This is a genomic window from Ruegeria sp. ABV3_008 (assembly GCF_056161185.1).
In genome coordinates, this window is the sequence record NZ_JBSWYP010000017.1 from 19,980 (window position 1) to 37,339 (window position 17,360).

11 protein-coding genes are annotated in these 17,360 nt (G+C 53.0%); 6 read left to right on the forward strand and 5 right to left on the reverse strand.

Going from position 1 to position 17,360, the window contains the following annotated elements; all coding sequences use genetic code 11:
• Window positions 1-2: 2 nt before the first annotated feature.
• Window positions 3-1,409 (reverse strand): AAA family ATPase, encoded by a 1,407-nt coding sequence (locus tag ACXAH8_RS21155; RefSeq protein WP_475220526.1) that lies wholly within the window; start codon window positions 1,407-1,409, stop codon window positions 3-5.
• Between the two features lie 428 nt (window positions 1,410-1,837).
• Here ACXAH8_RS21155 and ACXAH8_RS21160 point away from each other — a divergent pair, with 428 nt between their 5' ends.
• The 5 genes from ACXAH8_RS21160 to ACXAH8_RS21180 all read left to right on the forward strand — a co-directional run bounded on the left by ACXAH8_RS21160 (window position 1,838) and on the right by ACXAH8_RS21180 (window position 8,682).
• Window positions 1,838-2,866 (forward strand): replication initiator protein A, encoded by a 1,029-nt coding sequence (locus ACXAH8_RS21160; RefSeq protein WP_475220527.1) that lies wholly within the window; start codon window positions 1,838-1,840, stop codon window positions 2,864-2,866.
• A 581-nt stretch (window positions 2,867-3,447) separates the two neighbouring features.
• Entirely contained in the window at window positions 3,448-4,071 is a 624-nt protein-coding gene (locus ACXAH8_RS21165) for a VPLPA-CTERM sorting domain-containing protein (protein WP_475220528.1), read from the forward strand.
• Window positions 4,072-4,413: 342 nt separating this feature from the next.
• Complete coding sequence (gene xrtD / locus ACXAH8_RS21170; protein ID WP_475220529.1) at window positions 4,414-5,925, forward strand: VPLPA-CTERM-specific exosortase XrtD; 1,512 nt, start codon at window positions 4,414-4,416, stop codon at window positions 5,923-5,925.
• Between the two features lie 130 nt (window positions 5,926-6,055).
• Window positions 6,056-7,414 carry an oligosaccharide flippase family protein gene (locus ACXAH8_RS21175; protein WP_475220530.1) on the forward strand — a complete coding sequence of 453 codons (1,359 nt, stop codon included), beginning with the start codon at window positions 6,056-6,058 and terminating at the stop codon, window positions 7,412-7,414.
• 86 nt (window positions 7,415-7,500) lie between these two features.
• Window positions 7,501-8,682 (forward strand): glycosyltransferase, encoded by a 1,182-nt coding sequence (locus ACXAH8_RS21180; protein ID WP_475220531.1) that lies wholly within the window; start codon window positions 7,501-7,503, stop codon window positions 8,680-8,682.
• A 72-nt stretch (window positions 8,683-8,754) separates the two neighbouring features.
• Here ACXAH8_RS21180 and ACXAH8_RS21185 read toward each other — a convergent pair whose 3' ends face one another.
• Window positions 8,755-9,585 (reverse strand): hypothetical protein, encoded by an 831-nt coding sequence (locus ACXAH8_RS21185; protein WP_475220532.1) that lies wholly within the window; start codon window positions 9,583-9,585, stop codon window positions 8,755-8,757.
• A 221-nt stretch (window positions 9,586-9,806) separates the two neighbouring features.
• Here ACXAH8_RS21185 and ACXAH8_RS21190 point away from each other — a divergent pair, with 221 nt between their 5' ends.
• Complete coding sequence (locus tag ACXAH8_RS21190; protein ID WP_475220533.1) at window positions 9,807-11,030, forward strand: glycosyltransferase; 1,224 nt, start codon at window positions 9,807-9,809, stop codon at window positions 11,028-11,030.
• A 4-nt stretch (window positions 11,031-11,034) separates the two neighbouring features.
• Here ACXAH8_RS21190 and ACXAH8_RS21195 read toward each other — a convergent pair whose 3' ends face one another.
• Genes ACXAH8_RS21195 through ACXAH8_RS21205 form a run of 3 tightly spaced genes read right to left on the reverse strand, consistent with a single transcriptional unit; the run spans window position 11,035 to window position 17,360 of the window.
• On the reverse strand, window positions 11,035-11,688 hold the full coding sequence (locus ACXAH8_RS21195) for a 4'-phosphopantetheinyl transferase family protein (protein ID WP_475220534.1): 654 nt from the start codon (window positions 11,686-11,688) through the stop codon (window positions 11,035-11,037).
• On the reverse strand, window positions 11,685-16,346 hold the full coding sequence (locus ACXAH8_RS21200; RefSeq protein WP_475220535.1) for a MupA/Atu3671 family FMN-dependent luciferase-like monooxygenase: 4,662 nt from the start codon (window positions 16,344-16,346) through the stop codon (window positions 11,685-11,687). Before ACXAH8_RS21200 ends, ACXAH8_RS21195 begins: the two co-directional genes overlap by 4 nt.
• Window positions 16,347-16,349: 3 nt before the next feature.
• Window positions 16,350-17,360: a glycosyltransferase family 2 protein gene (locus ACXAH8_RS21205; RefSeq protein ID WP_475220536.1), complete on the reverse strand. Its 1,011-nt coding sequence runs from the start codon at window positions 17,358-17,360 to the stop codon at window positions 16,350-16,352.

The window sequence follows — 17,360 nt, forward strand, 5'->3', positions numbered from 1 at the left end:
GCTCATACCGCCACCTCGGGCTGATGCTCGGCCTGCAACGCCAGCTCCTCACGCCGCCAGACGCCCAGCACCAGCCGCTTGAAGGCAGCATAGGTCTCATCAAAGGTTTCGCGCCCGCGGGCATATGTCTCGCGGTTGAAATCGCGGTAATCGGCCTCATAGATGCCGTTCACCTGTTCCCCGGCCTGACCGATTAGCGCGGTGAATTCCTGCCGGTGAGGCGACAGGGCGCTGCCCAGATAAGATTGCATCAACCCGGCCAGTTCCGCTTGTTGCGTGCCGTCATAGCGGGTGATGACCGTGCGCACCGCATCCCATTCAAACGCCATCTCATCGCGGCCAAGCGCGCGGGCAGCCATGTTTTCGCCCTCCTCGATCGATTGGAAGGTCGAATGGAGCATGTCGAAGAATCGTCCTGTTGAATCGAATTCTAGGAACGAAGCGCCCATAGGCACCAGCAGAATATCAGCCGCAGCCAAGCCGTTGATCGTCAGATAACCAAGCGCGGGAGGGGTATCGATGAAGATCAGATCATAATCATCCAGAATACCATCTGCCTCCAGTGTTTCGGTCAGTGCATCCCACAGTTTCCAACCCCGGGCTTGCATCCGCCAGACTGGGATCTGGAATTCGGCCCAATAGAGGTTCAGCTGTGCCCCGATCAGATCTATATTGGGCCAGTGGGTTTTCTGGATCAGGCTGCTTGCGCGGGTGTCCAGCGCCTCCATCAGGGTATCATCGATAGGGTGTGGGGGCTCGCCCCGATCCAGCCGTCCCTGATTTTCGCGACGCAGGTACCCGGCATAGTGGCGGGCCAGTAGGGGAAACACGGTTTGCCATTCATCCGTGACCTTGCCGCCAAAGATAGATGTCATTGATCCCTGACTATCCAGATCGATCACCAGCACCTTGTAGCCGTCCAGGGCTGCCGACATGGCTAGATGTGCGCAAGTCGAGGTTTTGCCAACGCCACCTTTGAAATTGGCGACAGACACCAGCTTGGCGGGCAATCCGTCGGGTCGATAAGGGCGATACTCTTTGGCCTTTGATCCTTCTGACGCAAAATGAGTGCGGAGCCGCAGCACTTCATCCAGGGTAAACCATTTGGCTCCACCTTCAGATTCCGATCGGCCCTGTGGCAAATCCGGGTTGGCCTTTAGGACTCGGCGAAAATGGGGTGCGGCAACCGGGATCAGATAGCGAGTGATTTCCCAAGTGGAAAACAAACGCAGTTGTCGCGCCTCTCCATCTTCGAGACCTCGGCCTGCAAGATCTTCGCGCCCCTGAGTGCAGGCACTCGCAATGGCCGCAAAACTGGCTGTAGTAGAGGGGCTCCCCAGCTCTGCAAGAGCGGTGTCTGGATCAATGTTGAAATAGGGTGGAAGCCTGTCTTTCGAAGATATTGCCATGTGTCTTTTGCTCGATGTGCTGTGTTTTTACGATTGTAACACAAAACATAGCATATGGAAGAACTACTGGCATCAACCGATATTTTCTAAGCAAATCAAAGGATTGTATTTATGGAAAATGGCTGGTTTTGAAGAGGCCCAAATTTTTTTAGTTAAAATATGGTTATTTATTAGTTACAGATTATAAGCTTTCTTCATAAAGCCTTGAAAAATAATATATTTATTGCTCCTCTTCGTATCCAAGTGAATCTGATCCCACGATCAAGTGACTCTGATCCCACGTTAGACCGACTCTGATCCCACGATCTGGCGCTTTACCCGGCCTGTGGATAACTTTAGGGTAAGCGTCAATAAAACCACGAAAAAAGATTCGGGCAGGTCAGGGGCAGAGGTATGAGCTGGAGCACTTCAGTTCTGATTGATTTTTCATGAGTCGGAATGTGCCCGCTGGCGCGGGAGGGTTGATGCCGGACCGGTATCCGACCGCGGATTTTTTTGTCTGCGATATCTTCGATGCGCTGCCCAAAACGGACATGGGATCGATGGAACATCCAATGTTCTCGCTCTCCACGCGCCCGGATCGACGCATCCTGAACTATGAGCATAACGGGGTGGAAATCACCGTCACGCCGTCTGTTCGGGGGCTGGCGACGATCCACGATAAGGATATCCTGATTTTCTGTATCAGCCAGCTGATGGCGGCGATCAACGCGGGCAGGGCAGTCAGCCATGTCGTGCATCTGAAAGCACATGACCTGCTGGTGGCAACCAACCGGGAAACCAGCGGTGACGGCTACAAACGGTTGCGCGAGGCGTTCGAGCGCCTCGCAGGCACGCGCATCACCACCAACATGGTGACCGGCGGGGTTGAGACAACCACAGGGTTCGGCCTGATCGAAAGCTGGGAGATCGTGCGTCACACGCGGGCAGGGAGGATGGTTAGCGTTTCGGTCAAATTGTCGGATTGGCTGTTTCGGGCGGTGTTGGCCAAATCGGTCCTGACACTCAGCCGCGATTACTTCCGCCTACGCAAACCGCTGGAGCGGCGGATCTATGAACTTGCGCGGAAACATTGCGGACGGCAGCCTGAATGGCGGGTTTCGGTCGAGACGTTGTTGAAGAAGTCGGGATCGGCTTCACCGCGCCGGGTGTTCCGTAAGATGGTGCGGGATATGATCGCCGCCGATCACTTGCCAGACTATTCAATGAGTGAGGAAGAGGGGGACATCATTCGCTTCTCTCGTCGGGATGAATTACTCGAGGGGGCAGTCGCACTCGCCCTATCCTCAAGCGTCTTCGAGCAAGCCCGAGATATCGCGCCTGGGTGGGATATTTATGCGCTTGAGGCTGATTGGAGGGTCTATTGGGCGGCTTCAGGTAGGCGCGCCCTTAGGTCTCCGGACAAGGCTTTCTTGGGGTATGTACGGGCACGCGTGAAAGCTGGTGATCAGGGCTGAAATTCTGAGAGTGCGGAGTGGTGTGACTGCACCAAGGAGCTATTTGACAGCAGTGCCAAAAGTAAGAAAGCCGAACCTGTTCCTACATAAACAAGCGGGGCAGCTGGTGCACTGTATCCAGCGAGAAGTGCCGCAGATGCGGCCAGCAGGCCAGATACTATTCCCATAGTAAGTACCGCTATCAGCATCATCCCAGCCTTTGGCCTAACATTTTGCGCAGACAAAAGAGGAGAAAGAACGAAACTACCAGAAGCTATTTTTGGACCCAGGTGATTCAGCATACCGGTGCCAATGTTGCTAAACGGTTTGCAAGTATTCGCCGGTACTTGGCGCGCGCGCCGTTAGGGGATGTTGGCTGCCTGATGTATGAGGAAAGAACCAAGGGCTGTTTATAGATTCGAGTAGACGTGCCAATAGCGATTAATGAGCTGATAAAAAGCCAAAATAGCTGAGATTGTTGTCGCTTGCGCAACAACCAATCAAATTTTGTTGTAAATGTGGCGAAACTTGACCGACTATATGATTGGACTGTGCTAGCAATTATCTAGTTTACGAGTTTTATGTTGGTGAAAGGCCCAGACATGAAAAAGATCTTGGCGGCCATGCTGCTCAGCGCAGGTATGGCAACAGGCGCACAAGCAGTGACAGTTAGTTTTACCGGCGGATCAGGCGGGGACGCAGTGATCAGCGGCAAGACTGCGGAATTCAATGTTGGCGGCGTCTCGGGTGATATTGAAGCGTTCTCCACTTACAATGATTCAAATACCTCTGTGATCAGCACGTATTGGGACGCAGGCCTTGGGGTGCATAATGGCCCGAGGGACGTAGCTGGCGGTAGCCTCGCGCATGGGCACCAGATTGATGGCACCAATTACAGTGATTGGCTGACATTCAGATTTGATACAGCGGTTGAGCTTGTGTCTGTCACGCTGGGCTACCTGAGCCCGCAAGCGCCATATAACGACAACGCTCATATCCGTTTGAATGGCGGAGCTTGGGTGGAAACGACCAGCGCCCTCAACGCATTTGGCAATGTGCTTGTGAATTCGTTCTCGGTACGCGCCTTCGGCGAAGACGATGAATTTGTTGTCAGCGGTTTCACGGTCGCCGCAATTCCGCTACCAGCCTCGTCTTTGTTGCTGCTCGGTGGTCTGGCAGGGTTCGGACTGATGCGGCGGCGTAAGAGCAAGGCTTCTTTCGCGTAAACCTGATCGCAAACATACATAATTCTTCAAAGCCGGTTGCGAGATGTGATCGGCTTTGTTGTTTTTCGAGGAGCAAAGTAGCCTACATGGATGTTCCCGCTTTTCTACCAATCGAATTTGTTTTTGGATACTGTTCCGAACATGATCTCATGACCATCACATGTTCGCAAAAGATGCAGACAACGGGGTGACTTCGCAGTAATTTGTCTGTGGCTGTTTTATTGAGTTTTACGGTGTTCAAAACGCGCTATGGCGATATCAGACAACACACCACATTTATCTGATGCAAACCGCCCCTTCTGGAGTGCGTCTTCCCTATGGGGAATAGGCCTGCTGTTGATCATGATCATCGGCGCCGCTTTGTTCTTCTGGGATGGAATCGAAGAGTTGTTGCAGGCCTGGCAGCTGCCCGAATACAGCCATGGACCACTCATCCCGGTTCTTTCGGCCTTCTTGTTCCTGCGCGAACTCAGACCTGTTCCCCCCAACTATGGCCCAGTGCCAGACCGCTGGCCGGGTGTTGTCGTATTGATCTTTGCTTTAGCTCTGGGCGCGATGGGACGGCTGCTGGGGATTGGTGATCTTGCCGCTTATGGGCTGATCTTATGGGTGGCGGCCGTATTGCTGATCAGCTTTGGCTGGCATACTGGGCGGCAGTTCTGGCCGTCGGTTCTGCACCTTGTCTATATGCTGCCTTTGCCCGGCGCGCTTTATTATGGCGTGTCGACCTGGCTGCAGCTCATCTCGTCTGAGCTTGGGGTGTTCTTTCTCGATCTGTTACGTGTACCGGTTTTCCTGGATGGCAATATCATTGACTTGGGTGTTTATCGCCTGCACGTGGCCGAGGCATGCTCGGGCTTGCGCTACCTTTTCCCGATCCTAAGCTTTTCTTACATTTTCGCTGTCCTTTATCAGGGGCCGAAATGGCATAAGGCGGCGCTGCTGCTTTCAGCCGTGCCCATTACCGTGCTGATGAATTCGGTGCGCATTGCTGTGGCCGGTTTCATCGTGAATTCCTACGGGCTGGAATATGTTGTCGGATTTTCGCATTTCTTCGAAGGTTGGGTGATCTTTATCATCTGTGTGTTTATCCTCTTTGCATTGGCCTGGCTGCTAGCACATCTGCGCCGGGACAAGGTGTCATTGGTCGAGGCGCTGGATCTCGAAACCGACGGACTGTGGCAGCAGGTTGGGCGCATCCAACTGATTCAGCCGTCGCGGGCTTTGATCACGGCTACAGCATTGGTGGTGGTTCTGACTGGTATCTGGCAGGTGGTCCCGCCCCGTGAGGTGCAGATTGTCGACCGCGATCCCTTTGTACTTTTCCCGTCGCAACTTGGGGACTGGCAGGCCAGTGCACCCAAAGCACTGCCCCCGGATGTCGAGCGCATTCTGGCTGCCGATGATTATCATTCGGTCACGCTGGAACGCGTAGGTGAGGCTGCGCCAGTGGACCTTTTCATGGCATGGTATAAGGACCAGAATACCGGAGGCGTGCATTCACCCGAGGTCTGCCTGCCCGGTGCCGGCTGGGAAATCGCCTGGCTTGAACAGGTGGATGTTTCGGCAAATGGGCAAAGCTTTCCCGTAAACCGCGCCATCATCCAGAAGGGTGTGGAGCGCATGTTGGTCTATTACTGGTATGAGCAACAGGGAACACGTGTTGCTTTGGCGTTTCAGGCGAAGCTGCAGCTCTTAAAGGGCAAGGTCAGCAACGGTCGGGGAGATAGTGCACTTGTTCGTCTGATTACAACAATCGGTCCGGATGAGAATGAAGAAAGCGCCGAGGCCCGGTTGCACCAAAGCTTGTCGGAAGTTGTCGGACCTCTTGAGCGTTTTGTACCGGGGATTTGATGGCGGAAGCTTGAGTGTGGTACTTGCACTGGCATTCAATGCCCGTCACAAAAGCGCCCAAAATGTATGAGTAGGTTTCTCTATTGGGCTCAAACACTAATCAGTTCCTCACTGACGGCGGACACTCCGGATGAGAGCGGTATTCAACAACGTTTCTGGAACGCATTTAAAAGCGCGTTTCATACGAAGTTCGTTCTGGGCATTTTCAAGTCATTTTTTTCTCCAGTTCATTCGCTTAGGGACCAACCTTATCCTGACACGCTTGTTGTTCCCGGAAGCGTTTGGTCTGATGTCGCTGATCTCTGTTATTCTGATTGGCCTCGCGATGTTTTCGGATGTCGGTATTAGCCCATCTATTCAACAAAGTGCACGAGGTGATGAACGCGATTTTTTGAACACAGCATGGACGATACAGGTTATTCGCGGAATAGGGTTGTGGGTGTTTGCATGTTTGATCGCCTATCCTGTGGGCTTGTTCTATGACGAGGCAATTCTGACCCAGCTGCTGCCTGTTGCTGCCCTGATACTCATCATTGATGGTTTCATTCCAACGCGTACACATACGGCTAACCGACATCTGCGTATAGGAAAACTAACGACCCTAGAGGTTATCGCGAGTTTTTTGGGAAGCGCTCTCCTCATTATACTTACTTATTTTTGGCCATCAGTTTGGGCGCTTGCGATTGGGGGAACATTCTCCAGCCTAATAAAGCTATGTCTGGTGCACTTTTCCCTGGAAGGGGAGAAAAACTACTTCAGGTGGGATAAAACGGCTGTTGAGGAACTCATACATTTTGGGAAATGGGTGTTTTTAAGCACGATTTTCGGCTTTATCGCTAGCCAGGGAGATCGCGCTCTTTTGGGTAAGTACTTAAGCTTGGAACAGCTTGGAATATTCAGTATAGGATATTTTTTTGCGACAGCCCTGCAGACATTAGGTAATGTAACTGCTCATAAAGTTCTCATTCCACTGTATCGAGAAAAGCCCCCAGCCGTTTCGAGAAAAAATTTCAAAGATCTCCAGAAAATGCGCTTTATTTTTACAGGCGTACTTTTCTTTCCAGCGGTTTTCCTAATTTGGGCTGGGCCAGAAATTATTAGGATTTTATATGATCAGAGGTATTACGCCAGCGGTGGTATTATCGTTTTGTTGTCATTTACTGGTTTAATTCAGATCATTGGAAATACATACAGTCATATTGCTCTCGCCACCGGCGACTCTAGATCTTTTTTTTACTTCTCAGGTTTCAGAGCTCTTGTACAATTTCTGTTTTTTTGGCTTGGCTTAAGCCTATTTGGGTTAGTAGGCGCCATCGTGTGTCAGGGAGTAGCTTATATTTTGGTGTACTTTATGCTTTCATGGCTGGCCAGGAAGCATCAGGCATGGGATCCGGTGCATGACTTAACCTATTTTTTTATGGGTGCTGTATTTGGGGGAGCATTGGTATATTTTAACAAAGACGCAATTGCGGTCCTAAACACATTCTGATCCGTTAGCTCTGAAAACCTCGCGCTTCAATAGAGAGATTGCCAGCCACTCTGAATGGGTAGATGAATGCATAAGAGGTTTGTATAATGAGCAGCCACCTGCTGGTGATTTCATCAACGCCCTCAAATTCACGGGGGAAACAGATTCTTCTAGACAAAAAATTTGTTGAAGGCATGCGATATTACGCATCTGCGTGGGAAGGACCGGTCACTTGTCTTCTTCCCAAAACGGATCAGGCCTCTGTATTTTCGGAAGCGTATTTTCCCGAGACACTCCCGTTCTCCATTCGCCAACGCGATTGCGAGTCCCCCATAAGTGAGAAGGATTTGACAGATGTTGATCTCATACTGGCCGGCGGAGATGATCACGAATGTCTGGGCCTTGTTCCCATTGCACGCAACCTCGGGCAGAAGATCGTGTATATTATTGAAAATATCCCCGAGACGCGCCGTAAAATCACAATGCTAAACCCCTCATTATCACGTGCTAAGAAATGGCGCAGCCTCGTATGGCAACACAAAACTGAACGTCAGCGCCGCCGGGCATTTTCCCAAGCAGATGGCTTGCAGGCTAACGGATACCCCGCTTGGAAGCTTTATGCAGGCATCAACAAAAATCCTATTTTATATTTGGATAGCCGGATCAAGGCCGACGCTTTGGCAACGCGCGAAGACATGGTGCTTCGCCAAAAAAGGCTACTGAGTGATACCCCTCTTCAACTTATACATTCCGGCAGATTGGAGCCTTTGAAAGGGTCATATGATTTACTTGCGATTGCACGCGCATTGAATATCCTAGGTGTTGCGTTTGATCTGCATATTTTTGGATCGGGTAGTCTGGAAGAAAAAATGCGATTGGAAGCTGAAGCCAGTGGTTTGTCGGGCCAGCTCTACTTTCATGGAGCTGTGGATTTTGAAACGGAACTCATGCCTTACGGTGCAAAAAACGGCGATTTGTTTCTCTGTTGCCATTTGCAGGCGGATCCATCTTGCACATATCTCGAGAATTTCGGATGTGGTATCCCGGTCATTGGGTATAATAACAAGATGTGGGCGGCTTTGTGCGAGGCTTCTCAGGCTGGGTGGGTGACGCCAAGCGGTAATCCACAGGCCTTGGCCGATGCTATTCTTAAACTTGCAATGAACCGTAGGGATATCATAGACGCTAGTCTCAACGCCCGTCATTTCGCCGATAAACATCTCTTTGAAGATGTATTCGATCAACGGATGATGCATCTAAAAACCTGCCTGACATCAGCATCTCCCTAATCAGGGCTAAATGCGGGTTGATCACGACAATCTCTTATCTAAGGGACATGCCGGTGGCAGGCACAGTCGGACTTATTGTTGTGGCACCCCGGTTGGAGGATAGCGTGTCACCACATTCCAGACCGCCTCTTGCATCGCACGCGCCGCATTCGGGCCTGGGTCTTTGGCAGGAGTGCCATCGGCCCGGAGCAACGTATGAGGCAATCCGACTGGCGAGCGCTGGTAAAGAACAGCATAATGGGTCAACGCGACCAGATATGCACCGTAGTCATTGAAATGAATATCGTCTTTAAACAGATCATTGGAGGCAGAGATCGGACCGATACCGCCTTGGGTATCTATTTCTTGTGCAAAATGTTTCATCACCTGCCCGGCGGGAATGACATAGATCGGATGAGGCATGTCCTCATATGCCAGAGCCCGGCGGAGCAGCTCCTTTTCCCAATAGCGTTCAAGGTCAATATCTAAGCGGTTGAGCCAACCCTGTTTGTCATCCAGGCCGTGCCAGGTCTCGTATAGATAAACGCGCATCTCCGGATTGCCTTCCCAGCCGGCTTGGGCCCAGAGATGCAGATAATTACCGCTGTCGAAATATTTGATTGCATCGCGCAGCCCAATCATTTCAGTGACTACAAACGAGTCATATTCTCCTGATGCTATGGCTTCATGGGCATCACGATAACGAGGGTGACTATTTTCAATCTCAAAGCCTTTGATCTCTTCATCCGGGTCCCAGTGAGCTTTGAGTGGCGCGCCCCAGCCAAGCTGACTTTCATAACTGTGGTGCTCACCTGCAAGCTGTTTCAACATTGCAGGCATGTCTCTCCCAACAAGACTGTGTCCGAGGTGAAATACGTTCTGCTTATCAGAGGAAATTTGTGCGGGATCGGCATAGAGTTCCATGAACTCGGCAGGATCCAGTTCGACAGAGGAGTTGTACTTATATAACCCGATACCTGAGGCGATTAATGTGAGGAGGGCAGGCGGCCAATAGCGGCTAAACTTTAAGGGCATAACATTACATCAAGTTAAAGTAAGTCGAACATATCATATAATACTTACCGTTGATATATTAATATCTTATCAGATAATGGCGATGCTATTTAACAGGTGACGGACTTCAGATGCCGCCGAACAAAAAAAGACTACTCATCTATGCGCCCGTCCCACTGTTTCGAAGAGACAAAGGATTTCTGTTAGAGGATCAGGCCTGCAACGGGTTACGCCTATGGGCAGAAAACTTTGATCATGTTTCGGTGTTGATGCCTGTAGATCCAGGTGTTGTTCCGCCGAATTGGTGTCCAATTGAAGATGTAGGCCCGGCGCTTGATCGTATCGATATAATACCTTTACCGATGGCATATCGCCCGGATCAATTCCTGAAGGCATTTAGGGCAACGCGCCAGATCATAAGAGACCAGATTCAGAAAGCAGATTATTTGTCTTTTTCAATAGGTGGACTGTTCGGAGACTGGGGGTCGGTCGCCTGTTATGAAGCTTATAAAATGGGGCGCCGGTTTGCGGTTTGGACGGATAGAGTGGAATCCGAAGTTGTCAGGCGCACCATGCATGTAGGGCCCTTAAGACGGCGCATTAGGGCTAGGCTGACATATCTTCCGATGGCATGGCTTGAACGGTTTTTGATCAGAAGGGCTGCGTTGGGGTTGTTCCATGGCCGCGAAACGTATGAGACCTACGCTCCGTTTTGCCAAAATCCGCATATTGTTCATGACATACATATTAAGAAATCCGAGCATATTGATCCCGAAGCCCTGCAGGACAAAGCAGACCGTGCAGGTGCTGGGCCGCTGAAGATCATCTATGCAGGACGTGCGGATCCCATGAAAGGAGGCCTGGATTGGATACAGGTTCTGCAAGGGTTGTCCGGCAGAGACGTTAATTTTGAGGCCATCTGGCTGGGGGATGGGCCGGATTTACCTGAGATGAAGTGTATAGTTGCTGAGGAGGGATTTGAAGATCGAGTTGTATTTCCGGGCTTCGTGAAAGAGCGTTCGGATCTCCTCCAAGAATTGCGGGAAGCCACTGTTTTTCTATTTTGTCACAAAACGCCGGAATCGCCACGCTGCCTGATTGAAGCGCTGGTTTCAGGGACGCCAATCGTCGGATATGATGGCGCATTTGCCCGAGATCTCATTTCTGAACAGCATGGAGGGCATCTCGTTGAGCTCAACGATACCGAAGCCTTGGTCGATTTCTTATGTAAGCTGAACGCTGAGCGAGATGCGCTCGGCCAGCTTATAAAACGTGCAGCGCTTAGTGGTGACAAGTTCGATGATGAAGAAGTTTTCAGACATAGAAGCGAAATCATATACCAAAATCTATCATGATGGCCTAGCTCTCTGGGGATACCACAGTCATAAGTCGACCGTGGCTTCGGGCCAGTATACCTTGTAACCTCTCATAGTTGCGTGGAAATGCTTGGAACGTTCTCGCGTTCAATTGAAATACGATCTCTACATCCTCAAACTCGATCATCTCAGCGGTCAGTGGATGTAGCGCTTTATAAGCGCTCTCCTTGGCGCAGAAGATCAGCTTCGCCAGATATCCACGTTCTTTTGCCAACTGAGTGTTGAGCCAAACCCGCTCGGACGGGGTGCAAACTACTTCTTCTAAATCAGGATCAAGGGGGGTGTCGTGCTCGACGTCGATACTGATGCTGCGGATCGAATGGTTTTGCGCAGCGACTGCGATACAGACATCATCGCAATGGGCGATAGAGCCTGTCAGGCCATCAGGCCAAACTGGGCTGCGATCCGGGGCCATTGGGACTGCAGTTTGAGCGTGACCAATCTCTGCCATGGCTTGGCGGGCGGCTATGCGCCCCGCTGTGAATTCCAATCTGCGCTTTGGAACTGAACGATCCATAGCAGAGGCTTCTTCGGGAAATAAAACGCCCTCGGGCGCTTTGGGGTTGGTGACCCCGATCCCGATATCGGGACCGAGCACGTCACGTAATTCCGTGAGGATCAGATCAAGCTCTGTCATGCTCGCTTTTGACGTCGGGCGCGCATCTCACGCCGACGCGACATGGCATCGCTGCGTTTTGCCGCCTTGTCGGATTGAGCAGATTTCTCTGTTGTCGGGGGGGGCTCTGTCGCTGAACCCATACCAGCTACAACCCCTGTTTTTTCTTCGATCTTGGCAGCCAGAACGCCCAAGACCGGGAACCGGAAGATATCCGTAATGCTGAGGCCCTGAACGTTCAGCTCTTTTCTGATTTCACGATGCGCCTGCACGGCCAGTAGTGAATGGCCGCCAAGATCAAAGAAATTGTCGCGTGGGCTGATATCCTGAACGCCAAGAATCCGAGACCATATTGCGGCAACCTGTCGAACAGCTGTTCCATCCGATGCAGCTGTGGGCGTGGGGTCAGCCGTCTGAGACTGCGTGGTTGGAGCGACCTTGCGTGGCAAAGGAGCCGGCAGCGCCTTTCGATCAATCTTCTTGTTGGGCGTCAGTGGAAAGCTGTCCAGAGTGACGAAATGCGCGGGGATCATGAACTCGGGCAACTGCCCGGTCAGGGTATCCCGCAATGCCCGTTCATTCAGATCACCATCCGCGATCAGATACCCCACCAGTTGGGTCAACCCCGGGGTATCTTCGCGGGCCAGAACCACGGATTGGCGAATACTCGGCTGAGCATCAAGTAAACTCTCGATCTCGCCCAGTTCAATCCTATAGCCGCGCAGTTTGACCTGATGATCTGCCCGACCCAGGAAATCAAGCCGCCCGTCCGGACGCCAACGCGCCAGATCACCGGTCCGGTACATCCGAGCATCAGGTTGGTCACGGAATGGATCAGGCACAAAACGTTCGGCTGTCAGATCTTCACGTTTCCAGTACCCACGGGCGACACCCGCCCCGCTAATATAGAGCTCACCCGCAACACCAATGGGTGTCGGGTTTTGATCCTCATCCAGAACATAGACCTGAGTATTGGCAATTGGTCGACCTATATTGACGGTACCTCCCACTGATGCAGCGGTTTCGGTCGTCGACCAGATGGTGGTTTCTGTTGGCCCGTACATATTCTCAATACGTGCCGAGGTGATACCGGCCAATTCCGATACCAATGCGCCAGGCAGAGCCTCGCCCCCGATCATAATGTACTTGAGATGCGACAGCGCCTGACGGGCTTCGTCATTCATCACCAGCATCTGCGCCATGCTGGGAGTACACTGCATATGCGTAACCTTGTGGCGATGAATTTGTGCCGCGATCGAAAAATCATCCTCGGGTGGTTCGGTATCCTGATTGGACAGGCGCAGAACCTCGGCCAGAGGTTTGAGCCCCTCGAGCACCTGATCCACCGGGATGCCATAGTCGATCAGACAGGCAATCTCATCCACGCCAATTTGCTTAAGCTCTTCGACGCGCGTCAGGCAGTCTTCGACCGTGCCAAAAAGACCGGAGTCTTCGAAATACCGCAGGAAGGCGAAATCAAGAATGCCCTCAAGCTCTTCTTCTTCAAGTGAGCCCAGGTCCAGTTCGAACGCATTGCTGACGCCCTCGGGTTTCTTGAAGGCGGGGAAGGCCCAGGCATATTGTTTGATCAATCCTGCAGCGGAGCGCAAGTAATCCTTCATCGGTTCGCGCGCCACTTCGCGTACCTCTTCACGATCAGCGCCGACGAATGTATGCAACATCAGGGTGACAGTGTGGTCCTTCGGGTCATGGCCTGCTTCGCGCAATGCGCTGTGATAGAGTCCGATTTTTTCTGCCACTTCATCGACGCTTTGTCCCAGAAGGTGGGTCAGGACATTCGCGCCGATGGCGCCGGCCTCTTTCCAGGTTGCCGGGTTGCCTGCGGTTGTGACCCAAACCGGAAGCGTCTTTGAGACGGGGCGGGGCTGAGTAACGACGGCGTGCATTTCCCCGGACTTCTTTGGAAACTCTACAGGTTTCCCCTTCCAGAGTTTACGCAGGATATCGATCGATTGCAGCATGGCAGGTTTGTTGTCCGGCGGGGTGTTTTCCGGGCGCAGAACGAAATCATCAGGCTGCCAGCCGGAAGCAATAGCCAGGGCGGCGCGCCCATTGGTCAGGTTGTCGATGATGGCCCATTCCTCGGCAATCCGAGCGGGGTGATGAAGGGGCGCGACACAGGAGCCCGCACGCACCGATAAGTTTTCGGTAACGGCCGCGACGGCCGCGCCGGTGACCGATGGGTTCGGATAGGGCCCGCCAAAAGCATGGAAGTGACGCTCGGGCGTCCAGACGGCGCAGAATCCGTGCTTGTCTGCGAATTTTGCCCCTTCCAGCAGGGATTTGTATTTGTCACGGCCGACGCCGTCATCATTGCCCCAGTAATAGAGGCTGAACTCCATGCCGCGTCTGGTGCTTCCATGTGCCGGGGTGCTGTCGCCAGCAACAAGGGCGCGATTGTCATCATCGCTTAGGACAACCTTGAATCCGCGCGCCAGTGTCCAGAACAACTCCAGCACGGAAATATCAAATGACAGGCTGGTAACCGCCATCCAGACACCTGCCGCATCATGCGAAATACGCCCATCCATACCGGTGAAGAAGTTCGATACATTGCGATGCTCGATCATCACGCCCTTGGGCCGCCCGGTCGAGCCAGACGTATAAATCACATAAGCCAGATCATCTGCTGTCACGTTGCTGCCAGGGTTGCTGTCAGCCGCAGCAGACAGGCGCGGATCTGCATCGATTGACAGTATCTGCGCCCCAGATTCCGGCAGATTCCGGGCCGGATCGGTCTCGGTAATGACAACGGGTGCGGCGCTATCCTGAAGATACAGCGCGGTGCGGTCCGCCGGGTAAGAGGGGTCCATCGGCACATAAGCACCGCCAGCTTTGAGAATGCCCAAGGCGGCAATCACAAGCTGCGGCGAGCGTTTGACATGCAGCCCGACCAAAGTACCTGGGCCAACCCCCATGTCCTGCAGAACATGCGCAACCCGGTTGGCCGCCCGGTTCAAGGCGTCGTAGCTAAAGCTTTGATCCTCGAACGCTAGCGCAGTGGCGTCGGGCGACCGGACGACTTGGGTTTCAAAGTGTTGATGAATGCAGGTCGTGTGATCATAATCCGTGTCGGTCGCATTCCATTCCGTCAGGATTTTCACCCGCTCGGCTTCAGGCATCAGGGATAGATCGCGGATGGGTTTTAAGGCCGTCTCCGGGGCATCCAACTGTGCCATGATGGCTTCTAGCCGAGCGGCGATCAGGGTCAGCGCCTCGGCGCTGATATGGCCACTGTCGGCACAAAGCTGAATCTGACTCTCTACAAACGACAGGGTCAGGCTGGTGCTAGGGATCAGTTCAGCATTTGAATCTGTCAGGCCAAGCTGTGGCATAGCAAAACGATCATCTTTGGACCGGGACAGACGTGCGGGGAGGTCAATGGAAAACCCGCCACGTGCCCGGGCTGCGGTGATGTCTTGCGTCAACCCGGCCTGTAGATCCGCTATTGTAGTGCCGGATGTCACGGTGACCGGTGCCCAGCTACTGACATAGTCTGAGGTCGTTTCGGGCAGAGCCAGAGCCAGATTCAGGGCATCGCCGTCCCCTTGGCACAGGAAAAGCGCGGCCAGCGCAGTGGCTGCTTTCTCAAAGGTGGCGCTCCCATTCACGGCGTGTGAAATCACGCCGGATGCGGGTGCATTTCGTTCAATCAATGGCAGATCGGTATGTTGCAGCGTTTCCAGGACTTTCCGCCAGTGAGTATCCGCTTTGACTACGGGGGTGAGCGTGATGGTAAGCTCGGCCCGGTCTGCGGCACCGAACAAGGGGAGCACATTGCAATCCGGGGCGATGTCGGCTGCCGTGATCTCCTCGCCAAAACAGTCTCTGAACTGACTTAATCTGATGGCGTCCTGCCCGGTGGCGATGGTCAGGCTTTCCGCATCGCGGGCCAAAATTGTACCCGGTGCGGCCTGTTCCGATGATTGAACCTCGGCCTGGCCAACCAGGTAGACCTGATCTCCCGTATCCAGCTTGGGGCAAGCCAGCGGGTTCCAATAATCCCCGTGATCAAGGGCGCGAACCAAGGTGTTTATCAGTGTGGCTGGGGCAGTGAAATCAATCTGCGCTCCGGCCTCAGGGCGCGCATCGCGGTAATAATAGCTGCGCTGACTCAGGTCCTGAGAATGTGGGTTGGGAATGCCCGCTTCAAGCGCTGCAATGACATCGGGAAAGCTGTCCATCGCAGCGCCATAGCATTTGGTGTTGAGCGTCAATGCCGTGTCGTTTGCGCTGATATCTACATGGCGCTGAGTGATAATGTCGCCTTCGTCCACCCCATCTGTGATCAAGTGCCAGCTGATGCCGTGTTGGGTTTCTCCATTCAAAAGCGCCCAGACCGGCGCGTTCAGCCCAGCATAGCGGGGCAGGGGGCCGTCATGGAAATTGACTGCCCCTTTTTGGGCCTGATCCAGAAGAGCCTGCGGCAGAAGATCAAGATTGGCGATACTGAGCAGCCAGTCAAACTCTGTATCAGCAAGCCGGTCAGCGAGGTCCGAGCCCGGCGCGTGGACCGCCAACGACTGGCCTTCAGCCCAATCCCGCACATCCGGATTTCGGGTTACAACACCCCTGATACTATGACCGGCCTCAAGCAGCATTGCGCCGCATTGCACAAGCAGGGATTCATGGCCGATCAACAGGGTTGAAAAGGGCATATGTTACTCTCCAGCAACAGATTTAGGATGGCGCTCCCGTCTGCGATTAGGCAGGCAAGCCCGCAGACCCGCTTTCAGATCATGCCAGGCCAAGGTCGTTAAAAAGAAAGGCGGTACATCGCGTTTCCTGCGGGTAATCAGACTGCGTAGCCAATGCAGAAAACCGCCGCTCAGATGTGCAAGGGTCGCCCCGGTCGCATAAAGGACGCCGTGGTTTTTGATGAAGTAATAAAGGCGCGAGTCGAACCAATAAGTTGGTACCCGGTTCCATGTCTGCATCCCCGTCGATACCGAACCGATATGCATCACGCTGCTTTGCGGTACATATTGCGCCTTGTAACCTGCGCGCTGTCCTCGAAGGCACAGATCGGTTTCCTCAAAATAAAGAAAGAAGGTTTCGTCAAAAAGACCGACCTGATCCAGCATATCCCGGCGCATCATCAGACTGGCCCCGGAAAGCCATCCGACGCTGCAAAGATCCTTGGGGGCATATCCTGCGACGATATGTTTTTTCAATAACCGGCTGACGGGCCCGAAGCGGATGGAGGTTTCAAACTCGCTCAGCACCGATGGGAAACGAAAGGCCGAATTATGGTACTCATCCTCCGCGCCGTGAATATAGCTGCCGGCAAATCCTGTCTGCGGGTTCTGATCAAGATGATCGCGCAGAATGCGAATGGCATCTGGTGCCGGGAAGGCATCTGAATTCAGGACATAGATGTAGTCCGGCTGGCTGCCATCGCTCAGGCCAGCCCGGATGCCGACATTATTGCCCGCTCCGTAACCGCCATTACGTCCGGATTGTAAAACCCTGACCCGTCCTCCTTCAGCCCAATCCTGCGCCGTAACATGTGTTGCCATTTTTTCGAAAGACCCATCGTCGGAATCATTGTCAACAAGGATGATCTCACCTTTGACTCCTTCCATTGCATGCAGGGCGGCTTCGGCCGAGCGCAGCGACATATCCACAGTTTTATAATTCAGAATAATAGTGAGAACACGAGAGTCGGACAT

What these genes read in the sequence shown, in the direction of transcription:
- ACXAH8_RS21175 (WP_475220530.1), top strand. Translation starts at nt 6,056, where the DNA reads ATGAGAGCGGTATTCAACAACGTTTCTGGAACGCATTTAAAAGCGCGT.
- xrtD (WP_475220529.1), top strand. Translation starts at nt 4,414, where the DNA reads ATGATCATCGGCGCCGCTTTGTTCTTCTGGGATGGAATCGAAGAGTTG.
- ACXAH8_RS21190 (WP_475220533.1), top strand. Translation starts at nt 9,807, where the DNA reads ATGCCGCCGAACAAAAAAAGACTACTCATCTATGCGCCCGTCCCACTG.
- ACXAH8_RS21160 (WP_475220527.1), top strand. Translation starts at nt 1,838, where the DNA reads ATGAGTCGGAATGTGCCCGCTGGCGCGGGAGGGTTGATGCCGGACCGG.
- ACXAH8_RS21180 (WP_475220531.1), top strand. Translation starts at nt 7,501, where the DNA reads ATGAGCAGCCACCTGCTGGTGATTTCATCAACGCCCTCAAATTCACGG.
- ACXAH8_RS21165 (WP_475220528.1), top strand. Translation starts at nt 3,448, where the DNA reads ATGAAAAAGATCTTGGCGGCCATGCTGCTCAGCGCAGGTATGGCAACA.
- ACXAH8_RS21195 (WP_475220534.1), bottom strand. Translation starts at nt 11,688, where the DNA reads ATGACAGAGCTTGATCTGATCCTCACGGAATTACGTGACGTGCTCGGT.
- ACXAH8_RS21200 (WP_475220535.1), bottom strand. Translation starts at nt 16,346, where the DNA reads ATGCCCTTTTCAACCCTGTTGATCGGCCATGAATCCCTGCTTGTGCAA.
- ACXAH8_RS21205 (WP_475220536.1), bottom strand. Translation starts at nt 17,360, where the DNA reads ATGTCCGACTCTCGTGTTCTCACTATTATTCTGAATTATAAAACTGTG.
- ACXAH8_RS21155 (WP_475220526.1), bottom strand. Translation starts at nt 1,409, where the DNA reads ATGGCAATATCTTCGAAAGACAGGCTTCCACCCTATTTCAACATTGAT.
- ACXAH8_RS21185 (WP_475220532.1), bottom strand. Translation starts at nt 9,585, where the DNA reads ATGGAACTCTATGCCGATCCCGCACAAATTTCCTCTGATAAGCAGAAC.